11 protein-coding genes and 1 tRNA gene are annotated in these 13,822 nt (G+C 73.4%); 6 read left to right on the plus strand and 6 right to left on the minus strand.

Going from position 1 to position 13,822, the window contains the following annotated elements; translation table 11 throughout:
* Positions 1-34: 34 nt before the first annotated feature.
* The 3 genes from ACFU9E_RS03000 to ACFU9E_RS03010 all read left to right on the plus strand — a co-directional run bounded on the left by ACFU9E_RS03000 (position 35) and on the right by ACFU9E_RS03010 (position 5,509).
* Positions 35-3,040, plus strand: coding sequence for a UPF0182 family protein (locus tag ACFU9E_RS03000; protein ID WP_380687828.1), 3,006 nt, complete (start codon positions 35-37; stop codon positions 3,038-3,040).
* 67 nt (positions 3,041-3,107) lie between these two features.
* Positions 3,108-3,181: transfer RNA gene (locus ACFU9E_RS03005), tRNA-Met, on the plus strand.
* Between the two features lie 357 nt (positions 3,182-3,538).
* On the plus strand, positions 3,539-5,509 hold the full coding sequence (locus tag ACFU9E_RS03010; RefSeq protein ID WP_380714718.1) for a sel1 repeat family protein: 1,971 nt from the start codon (positions 3,539-3,541) through the stop codon (positions 5,507-5,509).
* A 112-nt stretch (positions 5,510-5,621) separates the two neighbouring features.
* Here ACFU9E_RS03010 and ACFU9E_RS03015 read toward each other — a convergent pair whose 3' ends face one another.
* Positions 5,622-6,044 carry a Fur family transcriptional regulator gene (locus tag ACFU9E_RS03015; protein WP_380689156.1) on the minus strand — a complete coding sequence of 141 codons (423 nt, stop codon included), beginning with the start codon at positions 6,042-6,044 and terminating at the stop codon, positions 5,622-5,624.
* A 105-nt stretch (positions 6,045-6,149) separates the two neighbouring features.
* Here ACFU9E_RS03015 and ACFU9E_RS03020 point away from each other — a divergent pair, with 105 nt between their 5' ends.
* Positions 6,150-7,628, plus strand: coding sequence for a catalase (locus ACFU9E_RS03020; RefSeq protein WP_380689158.1), 1,479 nt, complete (start codon positions 6,150-6,152; stop codon positions 7,626-7,628).
* A gap of 139 nt (positions 7,629-7,767) precedes the next feature.
* Here ACFU9E_RS03020 and hisN read toward each other — a convergent pair whose 3' ends face one another.
* The 5 genes from hisN to ACFU9E_RS03045 form a co-directional block, all read right to left on the minus strand.
* The gene (gene hisN / locus ACFU9E_RS03025) at positions 7,768-8,565 is read right to left on the minus strand and encodes a histidinol-phosphatase (protein ID WP_380687016.1); all 798 of its coding nucleotides are present in this window, start codon (positions 8,563-8,565) and stop codon (positions 7,768-7,770) included.
* Between the two features lie 27 nt (positions 8,566-8,592).
* Entirely contained in the window at positions 8,593-8,916 is a 324-nt protein-coding gene (locus ACFU9E_RS03030) for a DMT family transporter (protein WP_380687014.1), read from the minus strand.
* A gap of 114 nt (positions 8,917-9,030) precedes the next feature.
* Complete coding sequence (gene rsgA / locus ACFU9E_RS03035) at positions 9,031-10,086, minus strand: ribosome small subunit-dependent GTPase A (RefSeq protein ID WP_380687012.1); 1,056 nt, start codon at positions 10,084-10,086, stop codon at positions 9,031-9,033.
* Between the two features lie 16 nt (positions 10,087-10,102).
* The gene (gene aroA, locus ACFU9E_RS03040) at positions 10,103-11,434 is read right to left on the minus strand and encodes a 3-phosphoshikimate 1-carboxyvinyltransferase (RefSeq protein WP_380687010.1); all 1,332 of its coding nucleotides are present in this window, start codon (positions 11,432-11,434) and stop codon (positions 10,103-10,105) included.
* 79 nt (positions 11,435-11,513) lie between these two features.
* Positions 11,514-12,230 (minus strand): M50 family metallopeptidase, encoded by a 717-nt coding sequence (locus ACFU9E_RS03045; protein ID WP_380687008.1) that lies wholly within the window; start codon positions 12,228-12,230, stop codon positions 11,514-11,516.
* Positions 12,231-12,363: 133 nt separating this feature from the next.
* Between ACFU9E_RS03045 and ACFU9E_RS03050 the strand changes: the two genes are divergently transcribed.
* Positions 12,364-13,122, plus strand: coding sequence for an SOS response-associated peptidase (locus tag ACFU9E_RS03050; protein WP_380687006.1), 759 nt, complete (start codon positions 12,364-12,366; stop codon positions 13,120-13,122).
* Positions 13,123-13,158: 36 nt separating this feature from the next.
* On the plus strand, positions 13,159-13,818 hold the full coding sequence (locus ACFU9E_RS03055) for an alpha/beta family hydrolase (RefSeq protein WP_380687004.1): 660 nt from the start codon (positions 13,159-13,161) through the stop codon (positions 13,816-13,818).
* Positions 13,819-13,822 lie beyond the last annotated feature (4 nt).

Consider the following 13,822-nt stretch of genomic DNA (forward strand, 5'->3'; position numbering starts at 1 on the left):
ACGACACAGCTGAGGTGCCACCGTGGTATTCCAGATGCCGGAACGCTCAGGACCGGGGTTCCGGCGAAGAGTAGGACCACCCTCCCGGCGGGCGCGGGTGCTCCTGCTGACCCTGGGCGTACTCGCGGTGCTGTTCCTGCTGTTCGTCATGTTCGCCGGCTTCTGGACGGACTGGCTCTGGTTCAGGTCGGTGCACTACTCGTCGGTCTTCACCACCCAGCTGTGGACGAAGATCGGCCTGTTCGCGGTGTTCGGCGTGCTGATGGCGGTGATCGTCGGCTTCAACGTGTGGCTGGCGCACCGGCTCCGGCCGCCGCTGTCGGCGATGTCGGTGGAGCAGCAGAGCCTGGACCGCTACCGCTCCGGCCTGGCGCCGTTCAAGCGCTGGGCGCTGCTCGGGATCTCGCTGGTGATCGGGCTGGTGGCGGGCGCCGCGGCCTCCGGCCAGTGGCGGACCTGGCTGCTGTGGACGAACGGGACGTCGTTCGGCACCAAGGACCCGCAGTTCGGCAAGGACGTCTCGTTCTACGCCTTCGACCTGCCGTTCTACGAGTTCCTGCTGGGCTTCGCGTTCAGCGCGGTGATCGTCTCGCTGCTGACCTCGGCGCTGGTGCACTACCTGTACGGCGGGCTGCGGCTGCAGGGGCCGGGCCGGCGGGCGAGCGTGGGCGCGCAGGGGCACCTGGCGGTGCTGCTGGGCGTGTTCGTGCTGCTGAAGGCGGTGGCGTACTGGCTGGACCGGTACGCACTGGCGGTGAAAACCGGTACGTACAAGGGCGTGTCCGGCTGGACGGGCCTGCGGTACGTGGACGCGAACGCGTTCCTGCCGGCGAAGACGATCCTGTTCTTCGTCGCGGTGATCTGCGCGGTGCTGTTCTTCCTGACCCCGGTGCGCCGCACCTGGGCGCCGGCCCTGATCGGCCTGGGCCTGATGGTGCTGTCGGCGGTGCTGATCGGCGGGGTGTACCCGGCGATCGTGCAGCAGTTCCAGGTCAAGCCGAACGAGCAGGCCAAGGAGACGCCGTACATCCAGAAGAACATCGACGCGACGCGTGAGGCGTACGGGATCGCCGACAGCCAGGTCGTCCAGTACGAACCGGCGAACGGCACCAACGCGGACGCGCTGAAGCCGGACGCGCAGACCATCTCGGACATCCGCCTGCTGGACCCCAACGTGGTCGGCCCGACGTTCCAGCAGAACGAGGCGCTGCGCAAGTACTACGCGTTCCCCAAGTCGCTGGACGTCGACCGGTACGGCGACCAGGACACCGTGCTGGGCGTGCGCGAGCTGGACCTGAACGGCATCCAGCGCAACTGGATCAACGACCACTTCAACTACACCCACGGCTACGGCGTGATCGCGGCCAAGGGCAACCAGGTGGACGCCAACGGCAACCCGGTCTACACCGAGTCGGCGCTGCCGACGAAGGGCGCGTTCGGCGACTACCAGCAGCGGATCTACTACGGCGAGAAGACGTCGACGTACTCGATCGTCGGCGGCGGCTACCAGGACATCGACTACACCGCCGAGGACGGCACCCCGGTGCACTCCACCTACGAGGGCGGCAGTGGCGTCGGACTGGACAACCCGCTGACCCGCGCCGCCTACGCGGTGAAGTTCGCCGAGCCGCAGATCCTCTACTCCAGCGCGATCCGGGACGGCGCGAAGATCATCTACGACCGCACGCCCAAGGAGCGGGTCGAGAAGGTCGCGCCGTGGCTGTCGATCGACGCCGACCCGTACCCGGTGGTCGAGAACGGCCGCGTGGTGTGGGTGCTGGACGGCTACACCACCTCGGACGGCTACCCGTTCTCCTCGAAGACGACCCTGGGCGACGCCACCAAGGACTCGCTGACCAACCAGCGCGGTGAGCTGCTGACCGCCGCGAACCAGGTCAACTACATCCGCAACTCGGTCAAGGCCACCGTGGACGCGTACACCGGCGAGGTGACGCTCTACCAGTGGGACGAGAACGACCCGGTGCTGAAGACCTGGATGAAGGCGTTCCCGGGCACGGTCAAGGCGAAGGCCGACATCCCGACCGGGCTGGCGCCCCACCTGCGCTACCCGCAGGACATGTTCAAGGTGCAGCGCGACCTGCTCGCCGAGTACCACATGACCGACGCCGGCGGCTTCTTCAACGGCACGGACATCTGGCAGGTGCCGACCGACCCGACGACCAACACCAACGAGGTGCAGCCGCCGTACTACCTGACCGTCCGGATGCCGGACGCGCAGGACGCGACGTTCTCGCTCACCACGACCTTCGCGCCGCAGGGCCGGGACAACCTGGCCGCGTTCATGTCGGTCAGCGCCGACCCGGGGCCGGACTACGGGAAGATCCGGATCGCCAAGATCCCGACCGGTGCGGGGGCGTTGGGCCCCAAGCAGGTGCAGGCGAAGTTCAACTCGGACCCGCTGGTCGCCAACCAGCTGACCCTGCTGAAGACCGGTACCGACTCCGACATCGAGTACGGCAACCTGCTGACCCTGCCGGTCGGCGGCGGCCTGCTGAACGTCGAGCCGGTCTACCTCATCGGCCGCAGCGCCAAGGTGCCGGTGCTGAAGAAGGTGCTGGCGACGTACGGGAACGAGAACGCGGTCGTCGCGGTGGAGGACAACCTGGAGAAGGCGCTGGCCAAGGTGCTCGGCGGCGCGGTGACCGGTGCGCCGGTCACGCCCACCGCGCCCGGCACCACGCCGACCAGCCCGACCGCGCCGACGACGCCCACCAGTCCGACGACCCCGACCCCGACCGCGCCGACGCCGGGCGGCGCCGTGACGCCGGAGCTGCAGAAGGCGATCTCCGACGCGGTGAAGGCCAACAACGACAGCCAGACCGCGTTCAAGAACGGCGACTGGGTGGCCTGGGGCCAGGCCCAGAAGGCGCTCAACGACGCGCTCAAGGCGGTCGAGGCGGCCGAGCAGAAGGCCGGGATCACCCCGGCCCCGACGGCGACCGGCACGGCGCCGGCCACCCCGCCGGCGACCGCCCCGGCCACCCCGCCGGCCTCACCCGCCCCGAGCAGCGGCCCCTGAGCTGCGACGATCCCGCGGTAACCGATTTCGGCTCCACCCCGCGCCCGTGCTATGGTTCAACCACCGACGCGGGGTGGAGCAGCTCGGTAGCTCGCTGGGCTCATAACCCAGAGGTCGCAGGTTCAAATCCTGTCCCCGCTACTCAGTAGCCCGGAGGCCCGGAGGATTCTTCCTCCGGGCCTCCGGCGTTTGCGCGCGCGGACGGGCCGGGGCGCTCCGGTACCATCGAGCGTCGCCAAGGACGACGGCAGCGGGGTTTGTGGGGGCCAAGTGTCGGGAAATCGACAAAGCGCCGAAGCAATTTCGTCGGCTTCGGGTCCGCTCCGCCGAAATCGGCCGGGGCAGGTGTACGCGGGTTGCGGGTGATGCGACGATGGGACACACGGGGGACGCTGCCCGGTTGCTGACCGGCCGTCGGGTCCGCGCGCTCCCCGTGGGGTCCCTCCGGCCCCGGGCCGGAGGACGGCGCCGCGACACTCGGGGGGAGTGGGAGTCGGCATGAGGCTGATCGGCAGGAACGGGGCAGAGGCGAAGCCGGCGGCGACCACCGAGGCGGACACCGAGGCCTGGGCGGAGAGTCCCGAACGGCAGCCCGGCGCCCTGCCCGCCCAGCGCACCAGCGGCCTGGCCGAGCGCCGCCCCGCCGGCGGCTGGGGCCCGGACTCCCTGGTGCACGTCCCGGCCGGCGGCCTCGCCGCGGCCCTGGGCCCGCGCGGCGCACCGGCCGACGCCCCCGCCGTCGCCGGCGTCGAGGGCGACACCGGCTTCGACTCGGCGAGCTTCGAGACCGCGCTCGCCGCCCGCGAGCAGGCCGCCCTGGAGTCCCGGCACCGGCGCGCCGCCGACGACGGCGACCCGGACGCCGCCGCCCGGCTCGGCACCCTGCTGCTGCGCCGCGGCGACCTGGAGGACGCCGAACCGTACCTGCGTGCCGCGGCCGCCGCCGGGCTGCGCGCCGCCGCCAACAACCTCGGCGTGCTGCTGCACCAGCGCGGCCACCGGGCCGAGGCCGCCCAGTGGTGGCGGCAGGCGGCGGTGGCCGGCAGCGCGCCCGCCGCCCACGCGCTCGGCCTGCAACTGCGCGACCAGGGCGAGGAGGAGGCCGCCGAGTACTGGCTGCACTTCGCCGCCGACCACGGCCACCCGCTGGGCGCCTACGCGCTCGGCGACCTCATGGAGCACCGCCGGGACGTGCGCGCCGAGCGCTGGTTCAAGGTGTCCGCGGACGCCGGGCACCGGGAGGCCGCCTACCGGCTGGCCCGGATGCGCGAGGCGGCCGGGGACAAGGAGACCGCCGAGGCCTGGTACCGGATCGCGGCCGCCCGCAGCCACGCCCGCGCGGCGCTGCGCCTGGGCGTGCTGCTGGAGGACCGGGCCGGCGGCGAGCAGTCGCTGCTGGACGAGGCGGCCCGCTGGTACCGGCAGTCGGCGCAGAACGGCGAGCTGCGGGCCGCGTGCGCGCTGGGCTACCTGCTGCGCGACGGCGGGGACCTCGTCGCGGCCGCCGAGTGGTGGCAGGAGGCCGCCGAGGCCGGGGACGGCAACGCGGCCAACGCCTTGGGCGCGCTGCACGCCTCGCGCGGCGAGGCCGCCCGGGCGGAGCACTGGTACCGCAGCGCACTGGAGGCCGGCGACCAGAACGGCGCGTTCAACCTGGGCCTGCTGTGCGCGGGGGCGGGCCGGGCCCAGCAGGCCGAGCAGTGGTACCGGCGGGCCGCGTACGCCGGGCACCGGGAGGCGTGCAACGCGCTGGCCGTGGTGCTGCTGCAGCGCGGCGACGAGTCGGGCGCCGAGCCGTGGTTCTCCAAGGCCGCCGAGGCGGGCAGCGTGGACGGCGCGTTCAACCTGGGCGTGCTGCACGCCGGGCGCGGGGAGCACCGGCAGGCGCAGGAGTGGTACGCGCGCGCCGCGGCGGAGGGGCACGGCGAGGCGGCGCTGCAGCTGGCGGTGGTGCAGGAGCAGCGCGGCAACGCGGCGGGCGCGCTGGAGCGCTACCGGCAGGCGGCGGCGGGCGGTTCGGTGGAGGGCGCGTTCCGGTTGGCCTCGGTGCTGGACCGGCGCGGGGACGCGGACGCGGAGGCCGAGCACTGGTACGCGCTGGCGGCGGACGCCGGGCACCGCCGGGCGCAGGTGCGGATGGGCGTGCGGGCGGCCGAGCGGGGCGCACCGGAGATCGCGGAGAGCTGGTACCGGCGGGCCGCGGAGGCGGGCAGCCGCAGCGCGGCGTTCAACCTGGGGCTGCTGCTGGCCCGGCAGGACCGCGAGGCCGAGGCGATGCTCTGGTACACCCGGGCGGCGGACGCCGGGCACGGGCGGGCGGCGCTGCGCCTGGCGCTGCTGGCGCTGCGCCGGGGCGAGCCGGTGCTGGCGGAGGGCTGGTGCCGGCGGGCCGCGGACTACGGTCCGGCGGAGGTGGCCGAGCGGGCTGGCCGGCTGCTGGGCGCGCTGCACGCGGAGCTGAGCGCGTAGCCGGGCGCGCGGCCGGACCCGGGGGCTGGTGCGGAGGCGTGTGCTCCGGCGGGGGCGCCGTGCGCGCGGGGGCGGTCAAGGGCACGGCGGTGGTTCGGGGCGCGGCCGTGCTTCAGTGCGTGGCGGCGGAGCAGTCCGGACACAGGCCGCGGTAGGTGATCTCGGCGCCGGAGACGGTGAAGCCGAACCGCTCGGCGGCGGGCAGCGCGGCCAGCGGGTCGCCCTGCGGGTGGACGTCGCGGATGGCGCCGCAGCCGTAGCAGACCAGGTGCTGGTGCGCGTGGTGGGCGTTGGGGTCGTAGCGCTTGGCGCGGCCGTCGGTGGCGACCTCCAACACCTCGCCCAGGCCGACGAGTTCGCCGAGGGTGTTGTACACGGTGGCCCGGCTGATCTCGGGCAGCCGCTCGACCGCGCGGGCGTGCACCTCGTCGGCGGTCAGGTGGACGTGCTCGCCGTCGAGGACCTCGGCCACGACCCGGCGCTGCGAAGTCAGCCGCCATCCACGTCCGCGCAGTCTCTCCAGCAGGTCACTCATGGACTCAGGGTAAGTGACACTCCGAGTTTGGTTCCAGTGTTGACTTAGACAAAGTCCAAGTTAGGATCGGTTCGTCACGACCTGATCACGCGGAGGCCCCCTCACATGACTACCCAGGACGAGCTGCGCCCCACCCTCACCACGGAGGCGGGTGCCCCCGTCGCCGACAACCAGAACACCGAGACCGCCGGTGTCGGCGGTCCGGCGCTGATCCAGGACCAGCAGCTGTTCGAGAAGCTCGCGCACTTCAACCGCGAGCGCATCCCGGAGCGCGTGGTGCACGCCCGCGGCGCCGGCGCCTACGGCACCTTCACGGTGACCGCGGACGTCACCGCGTACACCCGGGCCGCCTTCCTCTCCGAGGTCGGCAAGCAGACCGAGACCTTCCTGCGCTTCTCCACCGTCGCCGGCAACCTCGGCGCGGCGGACGCGGTGCGCGACCCGCGCGGCTTCGCGCTGAAGTTCTACACCGAGGAGGGCAACTACGACCTCGTCGGCAACAACACCCCGGTGTTCTTCATCAAGGACGCCAGCAAGTTCCCCGACTTCATCCACACCCAGAAGCGGGACCCGTACACCGGCTCGCAGGAGGCGGACAACGTCTGGGACTTCTGGGGCCTGTCGCCCGAGGCCACCCACCAGGTGACCTGGCTGTTCGGCGACCGCGGCATCCCGGCCTCGTACCGGCACATGGACGGCTTCGGCTCGCACACCTACCAGTGGCAGAACGAGGCCGGCGAGTACTTCTGGGTGAAGTACCACTTCAAGACCGACCAGGGCGTCAAGAGCCTCACCCAGGACGAGGCCAACAAGCTCGCCGGCGAGGACCCGGACAGCCACCAGCGCGACCTGCGCGAGGCCATCGAGCGCGGCGAGTTCCCGACCTGGACGGTCAGCGTCCAGATCATGCCGGCGACGGACGCGGCGAACTACCGCTTCAACCCGTTCGACCTGACCAAGGTCTGGCCGCACGCCGACTACCCGCTGGTCGAGTTCGGCAAGCTGGAGCTGAACCGCAACCCCGACAACATCTTCGCCGAGGTCGAGCAGTCGATATTCTCGCCGTCGCACTTCGTGCCCGGCATCGGCCCGTCCCCGGACAAGATGCTGCAGGGCCGCCTGTTCGCCTACGCGGACGCCCACCGCTACCGCGTCGGCGTCAACGCCGACCACCTGCCGGTGAACCGCCCGCACGCCACCGAGGCGCTCACCAACCACCGGGACGGCCACCTGTACGACGGCCGTCACGGGCGCCGCAAGAACTACGAGCCGAACAGCTTCGGCGGTCCGGTGCAGACCGGCCGCCCGCTGTGGGCGCCGCTGCCGGTCGACGGCGCCACCGGCAACCACGAGGCCCCCTCGCACGCCGAGGACAACGACTTCGTGCAGGCCGGCAACCTCTACCGGCTGATGGGCGAGGACGAGAAGCAGCGGCTGATCGGCAACCTGTCCGGCTTCATCGCCAAGGTCTCCGCGGACCGCGAGGACATCGTCGAGCGGGCGGTGGGCAACTTCCGCAAGGCCGACGCCGACTTCGGTCAGCGGCTGGAGACGGCGGTGCGGGAGCTGCGCAAGCAGCGCTGACGCACCCCGGCGCGGGGCCCGGTGAGGGGCCCCGCCGAGCGGCGGGCCCCGAGTGCCGACGGAGAACCGGCACCCGGGGCCCGCACCATGTGATGGGGATTCTTCGAAGAGTCCCCATACACGTCGAACGCCAAAAAGGTCAGACGCTCAGGCGGCGCAGCGCCTCCTCGTGGAGCAGGCCGTTGGAGGCGACGGCGTCGGCGCCGCCCGGGCCCGGGATGCCGTCCAGACCGGTGAAGCGCCCGCCGGCCTCCTCGACGATGACGCAGTTCGCCGCCATGTCCCAGAGCGACAGCTCCGGCTCGGCGGCGATGTCCACCGCGCCCTCGGCGACCATCATGTACGACCAGAAGTCGCCGTAGGCGCGGGTGCGCCAGCAGGCCCGGGTGAGGTCGAGGAACGGGTCGAGGCGGCCGCGCTCCTCCCAGCCGGTGAGCGAGGAGTAGGAGAAGGACGCGTCCTCGATCCGCGAGACGCCGGAGACGTGGATCCGGCTCGCCTTGGCGAGGCTGCGGCCGGCGAAGGCGCCGAGGTCCTTGGCCGCCCACCAGCGGCGGTTCAGCGCCGGGGCGGAGACGATGCCGACGACGGGGCGCTCCACGCCGTCGGGGCCGTCCTCCAGCAGCGCGACCAGGGTGGCCCAGACCGGGACGCCGCGGATGTAGTTCTTGGTGCCGTCGATCGGGTCGATCACCCAGCGGCGCGGGCCGGAGCCCTGCAGGCCGAACTCCTCGCCGAGCACCGCGTCGCGCGGGCGGGCCCGCTGCAGGACGCCGCGCACCATCTCCTCGGCGGCCTTGTCGGCGTCGCTGACGGGGGTCAGGTCGGGCTTGGTCTCGATCCGCAGGTCGAGCGCGCGGAAGCGGTCCAGGGTGACCGAGTCGGCCGAGTCGGCGAGGACATGGGCGAGTCGGAGGTCGTCGTGGTAGTCGGCCATGGTCGAAACCCTAGCGTTCCGCCTCCGTCAGTGCGCGGATCCGCTGAGCTGGAGGCCGATGACCCCGGTGATGACCAGGGAGATCGAGACGAGTTTGAGCACCGAGGTGGACTCGTCGAGGAAGATCATGCCGTAGATGGCGGTGCCGGCCGCGCCGATGCCGGTCCACACCGCGTAGGCGGGGCCGACCGGGAGGGTCTTCAGGGAGAGGGTCAGCAGGCCGAAGCTGCCGAGGGCGAAGACGCAGAAGCTGATGGTGGGCCAGAGCTTGGTGAAGCCCTCGCTGAGCTTGAGGTTGATCGCGAAGCCGGTCTCCAGGAAACCGGCCAGGATCACCAGGGCCCATGCCATCGCGTGCTCTCCCTGTCGGTCGGCCGGCCGGGCCGTGATCCGGCCCGACTTTCCTATGATCACCGGGAGAGGGCGCCGTGACACCTCGAATGCGGAAACCGCCGGCGCCGGCCGTCAGTCGCCCTCGCGGGCCTCCTTGCTGGCCAGCAGGCGGCGCAGCGAGTAGAGCCGGGCGGGGTCGGCGTGCCCGTCGGCCACCCAGGCGTCCAGCGCGCAGTCCGGCTCGTCGTGGCTGCACGCGCGCGGGCAGTCCTCGGTGCCGGGCTCCAGGTCGGGGAAGGCGTGGATGACCCGGGACGGGTCGATGTGGGACAGGCCGAAGGAGCGGAAGCCGGGCGTGTCGATCACCCAGCCCGCGTCCAGGGCCTTCTTCGAGCCGGGCTTGGCGCCGGGCGGCGGCGGCAGTCGCAGCGCGAGCGCGGAGACGGTGGTGTGCCGGCCGCGGCCGGTGACGGCGTTGACCCGGCCGGTGGTCCGCTGCCGCTCCGGGACGAGGGCGTTGACCAGGGTGGTCTTGCCGACGCCGGAGTGGCCGATGAACACGGTGCGCAGGCCGCGCAGGTGCGCGCGGACGGCCTCGGCGCCGGTGGTCTCCAGCTCGTCGCGGCGGGTGACGACGTACTGGATGCCCAGCGGCGCGTAGGACTCCAGCAGCGGTCCGGCCGGGGCCAGGTCGGCCTTGGTGAGGACGAGCAGCGGCTCCATGCCCGCGTCGTAGGCGGCGACCAGGCAGCGGTCGATCAGCCGGGGCCGCGGCTCGGGGTCGGCCAGCGCGGTGACGATGGCGAGCTGCTCGGCGTTGGCGACGACGATCCGCTCGTAGGGGTCGTCGTCGTCCGCGGTGCGCCGCAGCACCGAGGTGCGCTCCTCGACCCGGACGATCCGGGCCAGGGTGTCGGCGTCCCCGGAGAGGTCGCCGACCAGGGAGACGGTGTCGCCGACGACCACGCCCTTGCGGCCCAGCTCGCGGGCCTTCATGGCGACGACCTCGTGCTCCTGCTTGGTGCCCGGGTCGACCAGGCAGGTCAGCCGGCCGCGGTCGACGGTGAGCACCATCGCCTCGGCGGCGTCCTCGTGCTTGGGCCGGATCCGGGTCCGCGGCCGGGAACCCCGGCGCGCGGGGCGGTTGCGGATGTCGTCCTCGTCGGCGTCCTTGCCGTAGCGGCGCATGTGCCCAGTCCCCCGCTCAGCCGCCCGCCACCGGTCCGGCGAGCAGTTCGTCCCACATGGCGGGGAAGTCCGGCAGGGTCTTGGCGGTGGTGGCCACGTTCTCCACCTGGACGCCGGGCACGGCGAGGCCGATCACCGCGGCGGCGGTGGCCAGCCGGTGGTCCTCGTAGGTGTGGAAGACGCCGCCGGTGAGCTTGCGCGGGCGGATCCGCAGGCCGTCCTCGGTCTCGCTGACGTCACCGCCGAGGCCGTTGATCTCCTTGGCGAGGGCGGCCAGCCGGTCGGTCTCGTGCAGCCGCAGGTGGGCGATGCCGTAGAGGTGGGACTCGGAGTCGGCGAGGGCGGCGACCGCGGCGATCACCGGGGTGAGCTCGCCGACGTCGTGCAGGTCGGCCTCGATGCCGTGGATCCGGCCGGTGCCGGTGAAGCGCAGGCCCTCGTCGGTGAAGGCGCAGCCGCCGCCCATCCGGGTGTAGAGGTCGCGCAGCTGGTCGCCGGGCTGGGTGGTGTGCTTCGGCCAGTCGCGGACGGTGACCCGGCCGCCGGAGACCAGGGCGGCGGCGAAGAACGGCGCGGCGTTGGAGAGGTCGGGCTCGACGACCAGGTCGCGGCCGAGCAGGGCGCCGGGGGTGACCCGCCAGACGTCCTTCTCGCCGCCGTCCTCGGGGGCGTCGACCTGGACGCCGGCCAGGCGCAGCATGTCGACGGTCATCCGGATGTGCGGCAGCGAGGGGACCGGGCCGCCGACGTGCCGGACCTCGACGCCGTTGTTGTAGCGGGCGCCGGAGAGCAGCAGCGCGGAGACGAACTGGGAGGAGGCGGAGGCGTCGAGCTCGACGGTGCCGCCGTCGAGGGCGCCGGTGCCGTGCACGGTGAGCGGGAAGGTGCCGCGACCGCCGTCCTCGATCCGGGCGCCGAGCGCGCGCAGGGCGTCGATGACGCCGTGCTGGGGGCGCTCGTGGCTGCGCGGGTCGCCGTCGAAGTGGACCGGGCCGTCGGCGAGGACGGCGAGCGGGGGCAGGAAGCGCATGACCGTGCCGGCGTTGCCGACGTCGACCGAGGCGGGGCCGCGCAGCGCGGGGGCGGGGATGACCCGCCAGGCCTCGCCGCCGCCGGTGCCGCCGGTGTCGTTGTTGACCTGCTCCTCGATGGTGACGCCGAGGGCGCGCAGGCCGTCGGCCATCAGCTGGGAGTCGCGGCTGCGCAGCGGGCGGCGCACCCAGCCGGGACCGTCGGCGAGTGCCGCCAGCAGCAGGGCGCGGTTGGTGACCGACTTGGAGCCGGGGATGGTGACGGTGGCGTCCACGGGGGTGGTCGCGACGGGGGCGGGCCACAGGGTCTCGGTCATGGGCCAAGTCTAGGGGCCGTACGGGAACCGTCCGGTGACCCGAGGGGGTGGTCGGCCGGCTCCGGGCGGCCCCGGCCGGTCACAGCGGGCTCAGCAGCCAGCTCGCGCCGAGGGCGAGGCAGACCAGGGCGGTGGTCAGGAAGAGCGTGATCCAGGCGAGGCCGGGGACGCCGGTGAGGCGGGCGAGCTGGTCGGCGTCGGAGTCCTGGCCCTCGCCGTGCCGGCGCTGGCGCTGGAGTTCGAGGACCGGGCGCACGGCGCCGAACAGCAGGAACCAGGTGCCGAGGTAGGCGAAGCCGGCCTGGACCCCGGGGGAGCCGAACCAGGAGACCAGGAAGAAGGCGCCGCCGGTGAGCAGCACGCTGAACAGGCCGTAGGCGTTGCGGATCCGCACGAGCAGGGCGAGCAGCAGGGCGATGGCGAGCCAGAGCAGCAGGGTGATCCGGTCGGCGGCGAGCAGGGCGGCGCAGCCGAGGCCGAGCAGGGCGGGGGTGGTGTACCCGGCGGCGAGGGTGAGCAGCATGCCGGGGCCGGTGGCGCGGCCGTAGGAGAGGGTGAGGCCGGAGGTGTCGGAGTGCAGCCGGATGCCGGCGAGCCGGCGGCCGGTGGCGCGGGCGGCGAGGCCGTGGCCGCCCTCGTGGGCGATGGTGACGGCGCCCCGGGCGATCCGCCACAGCGGGCGGGCGAGGACGGTGAGCAGGGCGGCGGCGCCGGTGGCGAGGGCGAGCCAGCCGGGCGGGTCGGGCTGGGTGCCGGTGACGGCGGTCCACAGCTCGTCGAGGGTCCTGGCGTCCATGGTTCTCCTCCGCCTCGGTTCGGCCGCTTCCTGCGCACGGCAGCCTGCCACGGGGAGGACGGCGGGCCGGGGGCGGGTGGTTCTGCGGGCGGGCGGGGGCACGGGGCTGGCGGGGCCGTGGCAAGCTGACGGTATGTGTGGTCGCTTCGCCGCGAGTACCCGGCCCGAGTCCGTCGTCGAGCTGTTCGGCGTCGAGCAGTGGGACCCGGCCGAGACGCTGGACCCGAGCTGGAACGTCGCGCCGACGCAGAGCGCCTTCGTGGTGCTGGAGCGCCTGGCGAAGGGGGCGCCCGCGCCGGTGCGCCAGCTGCGGGTGCTGCGCTGGGGGCTGGTGCCGCAGTGGGCGGGCTCGCCGGAGGCGGCGGTGAAGATGATCAACGCCCGGGCGGACACGGTGCACGAGAAGCCGTCGTACCGGCAGGCGTTCGCCGCGCGCCGCTGCGTCGTGCCGGTGGACGGCTACTACGAGTGGCAGACCGTGCCGGGGGAGCGGGGCCGGGCGCGCAAGAAGCCGTTCTTCGTCTCCCGGGCGGACGGCGCTCCGCTGGCGCTGGCGGGCCTGTACGAGTTCTGGCGCAACCGGGCGGTGCCCCCGGACCACCCGGAGGGCTGGCTGGTGACGTTCACGATCGTGACGACCGAGGCCGAGGAACTGCTGGCGCCGATCCACGAGCGGATGCCGCTGTTCCTGGACCCGGGGTCGTTCGACGCCTGGCTGGACCCGCGGCTGGACGACGGCGGGTCCGAGGAACTGCGGCGGCTGCTGGTACCGCCGCCGCCGGGCGCGCTGCGGGTGACGCCGGTGTCGCCGGACGTCGGCAGCATCCGCAACGACCACGCCGGGCTGACCGCGCCGTACACCGAGACCGAGTACGAGACCACCCTGTTCTGACGACCGCCGTCGCGTACCACCGAGAGGAACACCGCCGTGACCGCCGCGAAATCGGCCCCCGTGACCACCGAGTCGGTGACCACGCCCGCCGGGGAGGCCCGGATCACCCTGCACCCGGCGTCCGCGCCACGGGCGGTGCTGGCCCTGGGGCACGGCGCCGGCGGCGGGATCGAGGCCCGCGACCTGGCCGCGCTGGCCGCCGCCCTGCCGGCCCGCGGGGTGTCGGTGGCGCTGGTCGAGCAGCCCTGGCGGGTGGCGGGGAAGAAGGTGGCGCCGGCGCCGAAGACCCTGGACGCGGGCTGGGAGCCGGTGGCCGGGCGGCTGGCCGGGGCGGGTCTGCCGCTGCTGGTGGGCGGGCGCAGCGCCGGGGCGCGGGTGGCCTGCCGGACCGGGGCGCGGAGCGGGGCGGTGGGCGTAGTGGCGCTGGCGTTCCCGCTGCACCCGCCGGGCCGGCCGGAGCGCAGCCGGGCCGAGGAACTGCTGGGGTCGGGGCTGCCGACGCTGGTGGTGCAGGGGGCGGCGGATCCGTTCGGCGGGCCCGCGGAGTTCCCGGAGCTGCCGGACTCGCACGAGCTGGTGGCGCTGCCGGTCGGCAACCACGGGTTCGAGGTGCCGAAGCGGGCGGCGGTGGGGCAGCGGGAGCTGCTGGACCTGATCGTCTCGGCGGTCGGTGACTGGGTGCTGCGGGTGGTGTGAGACC

This window comes from Kitasatospora sp. NPDC057595 (assembly GCF_042800875.1).
Lineage (GTDB): Bacteria > Actinomycetota > Actinomycetes > Streptomycetales > Streptomycetaceae > Kitasatospora.

What these genes read in the sequence shown, in the direction of transcription:
- ACFU9E_RS03000 (WP_380687828.1), top strand. Translation starts at nt 35, where the DNA reads ATGCCGGAACGCTCAGGACCGGGGTTCCGGCGAAGAGTAGGACCACCC.
- ACFU9E_RS03010 (WP_380714718.1), top strand. Translation starts at nt 3,539, where the DNA reads ATGAGGCTGATCGGCAGGAACGGGGCAGAGGCGAAGCCGGCGGCGACC.
- ACFU9E_RS03015 (WP_380689156.1), bottom strand. Translation starts at nt 6,044, where the DNA reads ATGAGTGACCTGCTGGAGAGACTGCGCGGACGTGGATGGCGGCTGACT.
- ACFU9E_RS03020 (WP_380689158.1), top strand. Translation starts at nt 6,150, where the DNA reads ATGACTACCCAGGACGAGCTGCGCCCCACCCTCACCACGGAGGCGGGT.
- hisN (WP_380687016.1), bottom strand. Translation starts at nt 8,565, where the DNA reads ATGGCCGACTACCACGACGACCTCCGACTCGCCCATGTCCTCGCCGAC.
- ACFU9E_RS03030 (WP_380687014.1), bottom strand. Translation starts at nt 8,916, where the DNA reads ATGGCATGGGCCCTGGTGATCCTGGCCGGTTTCCTGGAGACCGGCTTC.
- rsgA (WP_380687012.1), bottom strand. Translation starts at nt 10,086, where the DNA reads ATGCGCCGCTACGGCAAGGACGCCGACGAGGACGACATCCGCAACCGC.
- aroA (WP_380687010.1), bottom strand. Translation starts at nt 11,434, where the DNA reads ATGACCGAGACCCTGTGGCCCGCCCCCGTCGCGACCACCCCCGTGGAC.
- ACFU9E_RS03045 (WP_380687008.1), bottom strand. Translation starts at nt 12,230, where the DNA reads ATGGACGCCAGGACCCTCGACGAGCTGTGGACCGCCGTCACCGGCACC.
- ACFU9E_RS03050 (WP_380687006.1), top strand. Translation starts at nt 12,364, where the DNA reads ATGTGTGGTCGCTTCGCCGCGAGTACCCGGCCCGAGTCCGTCGTCGAG.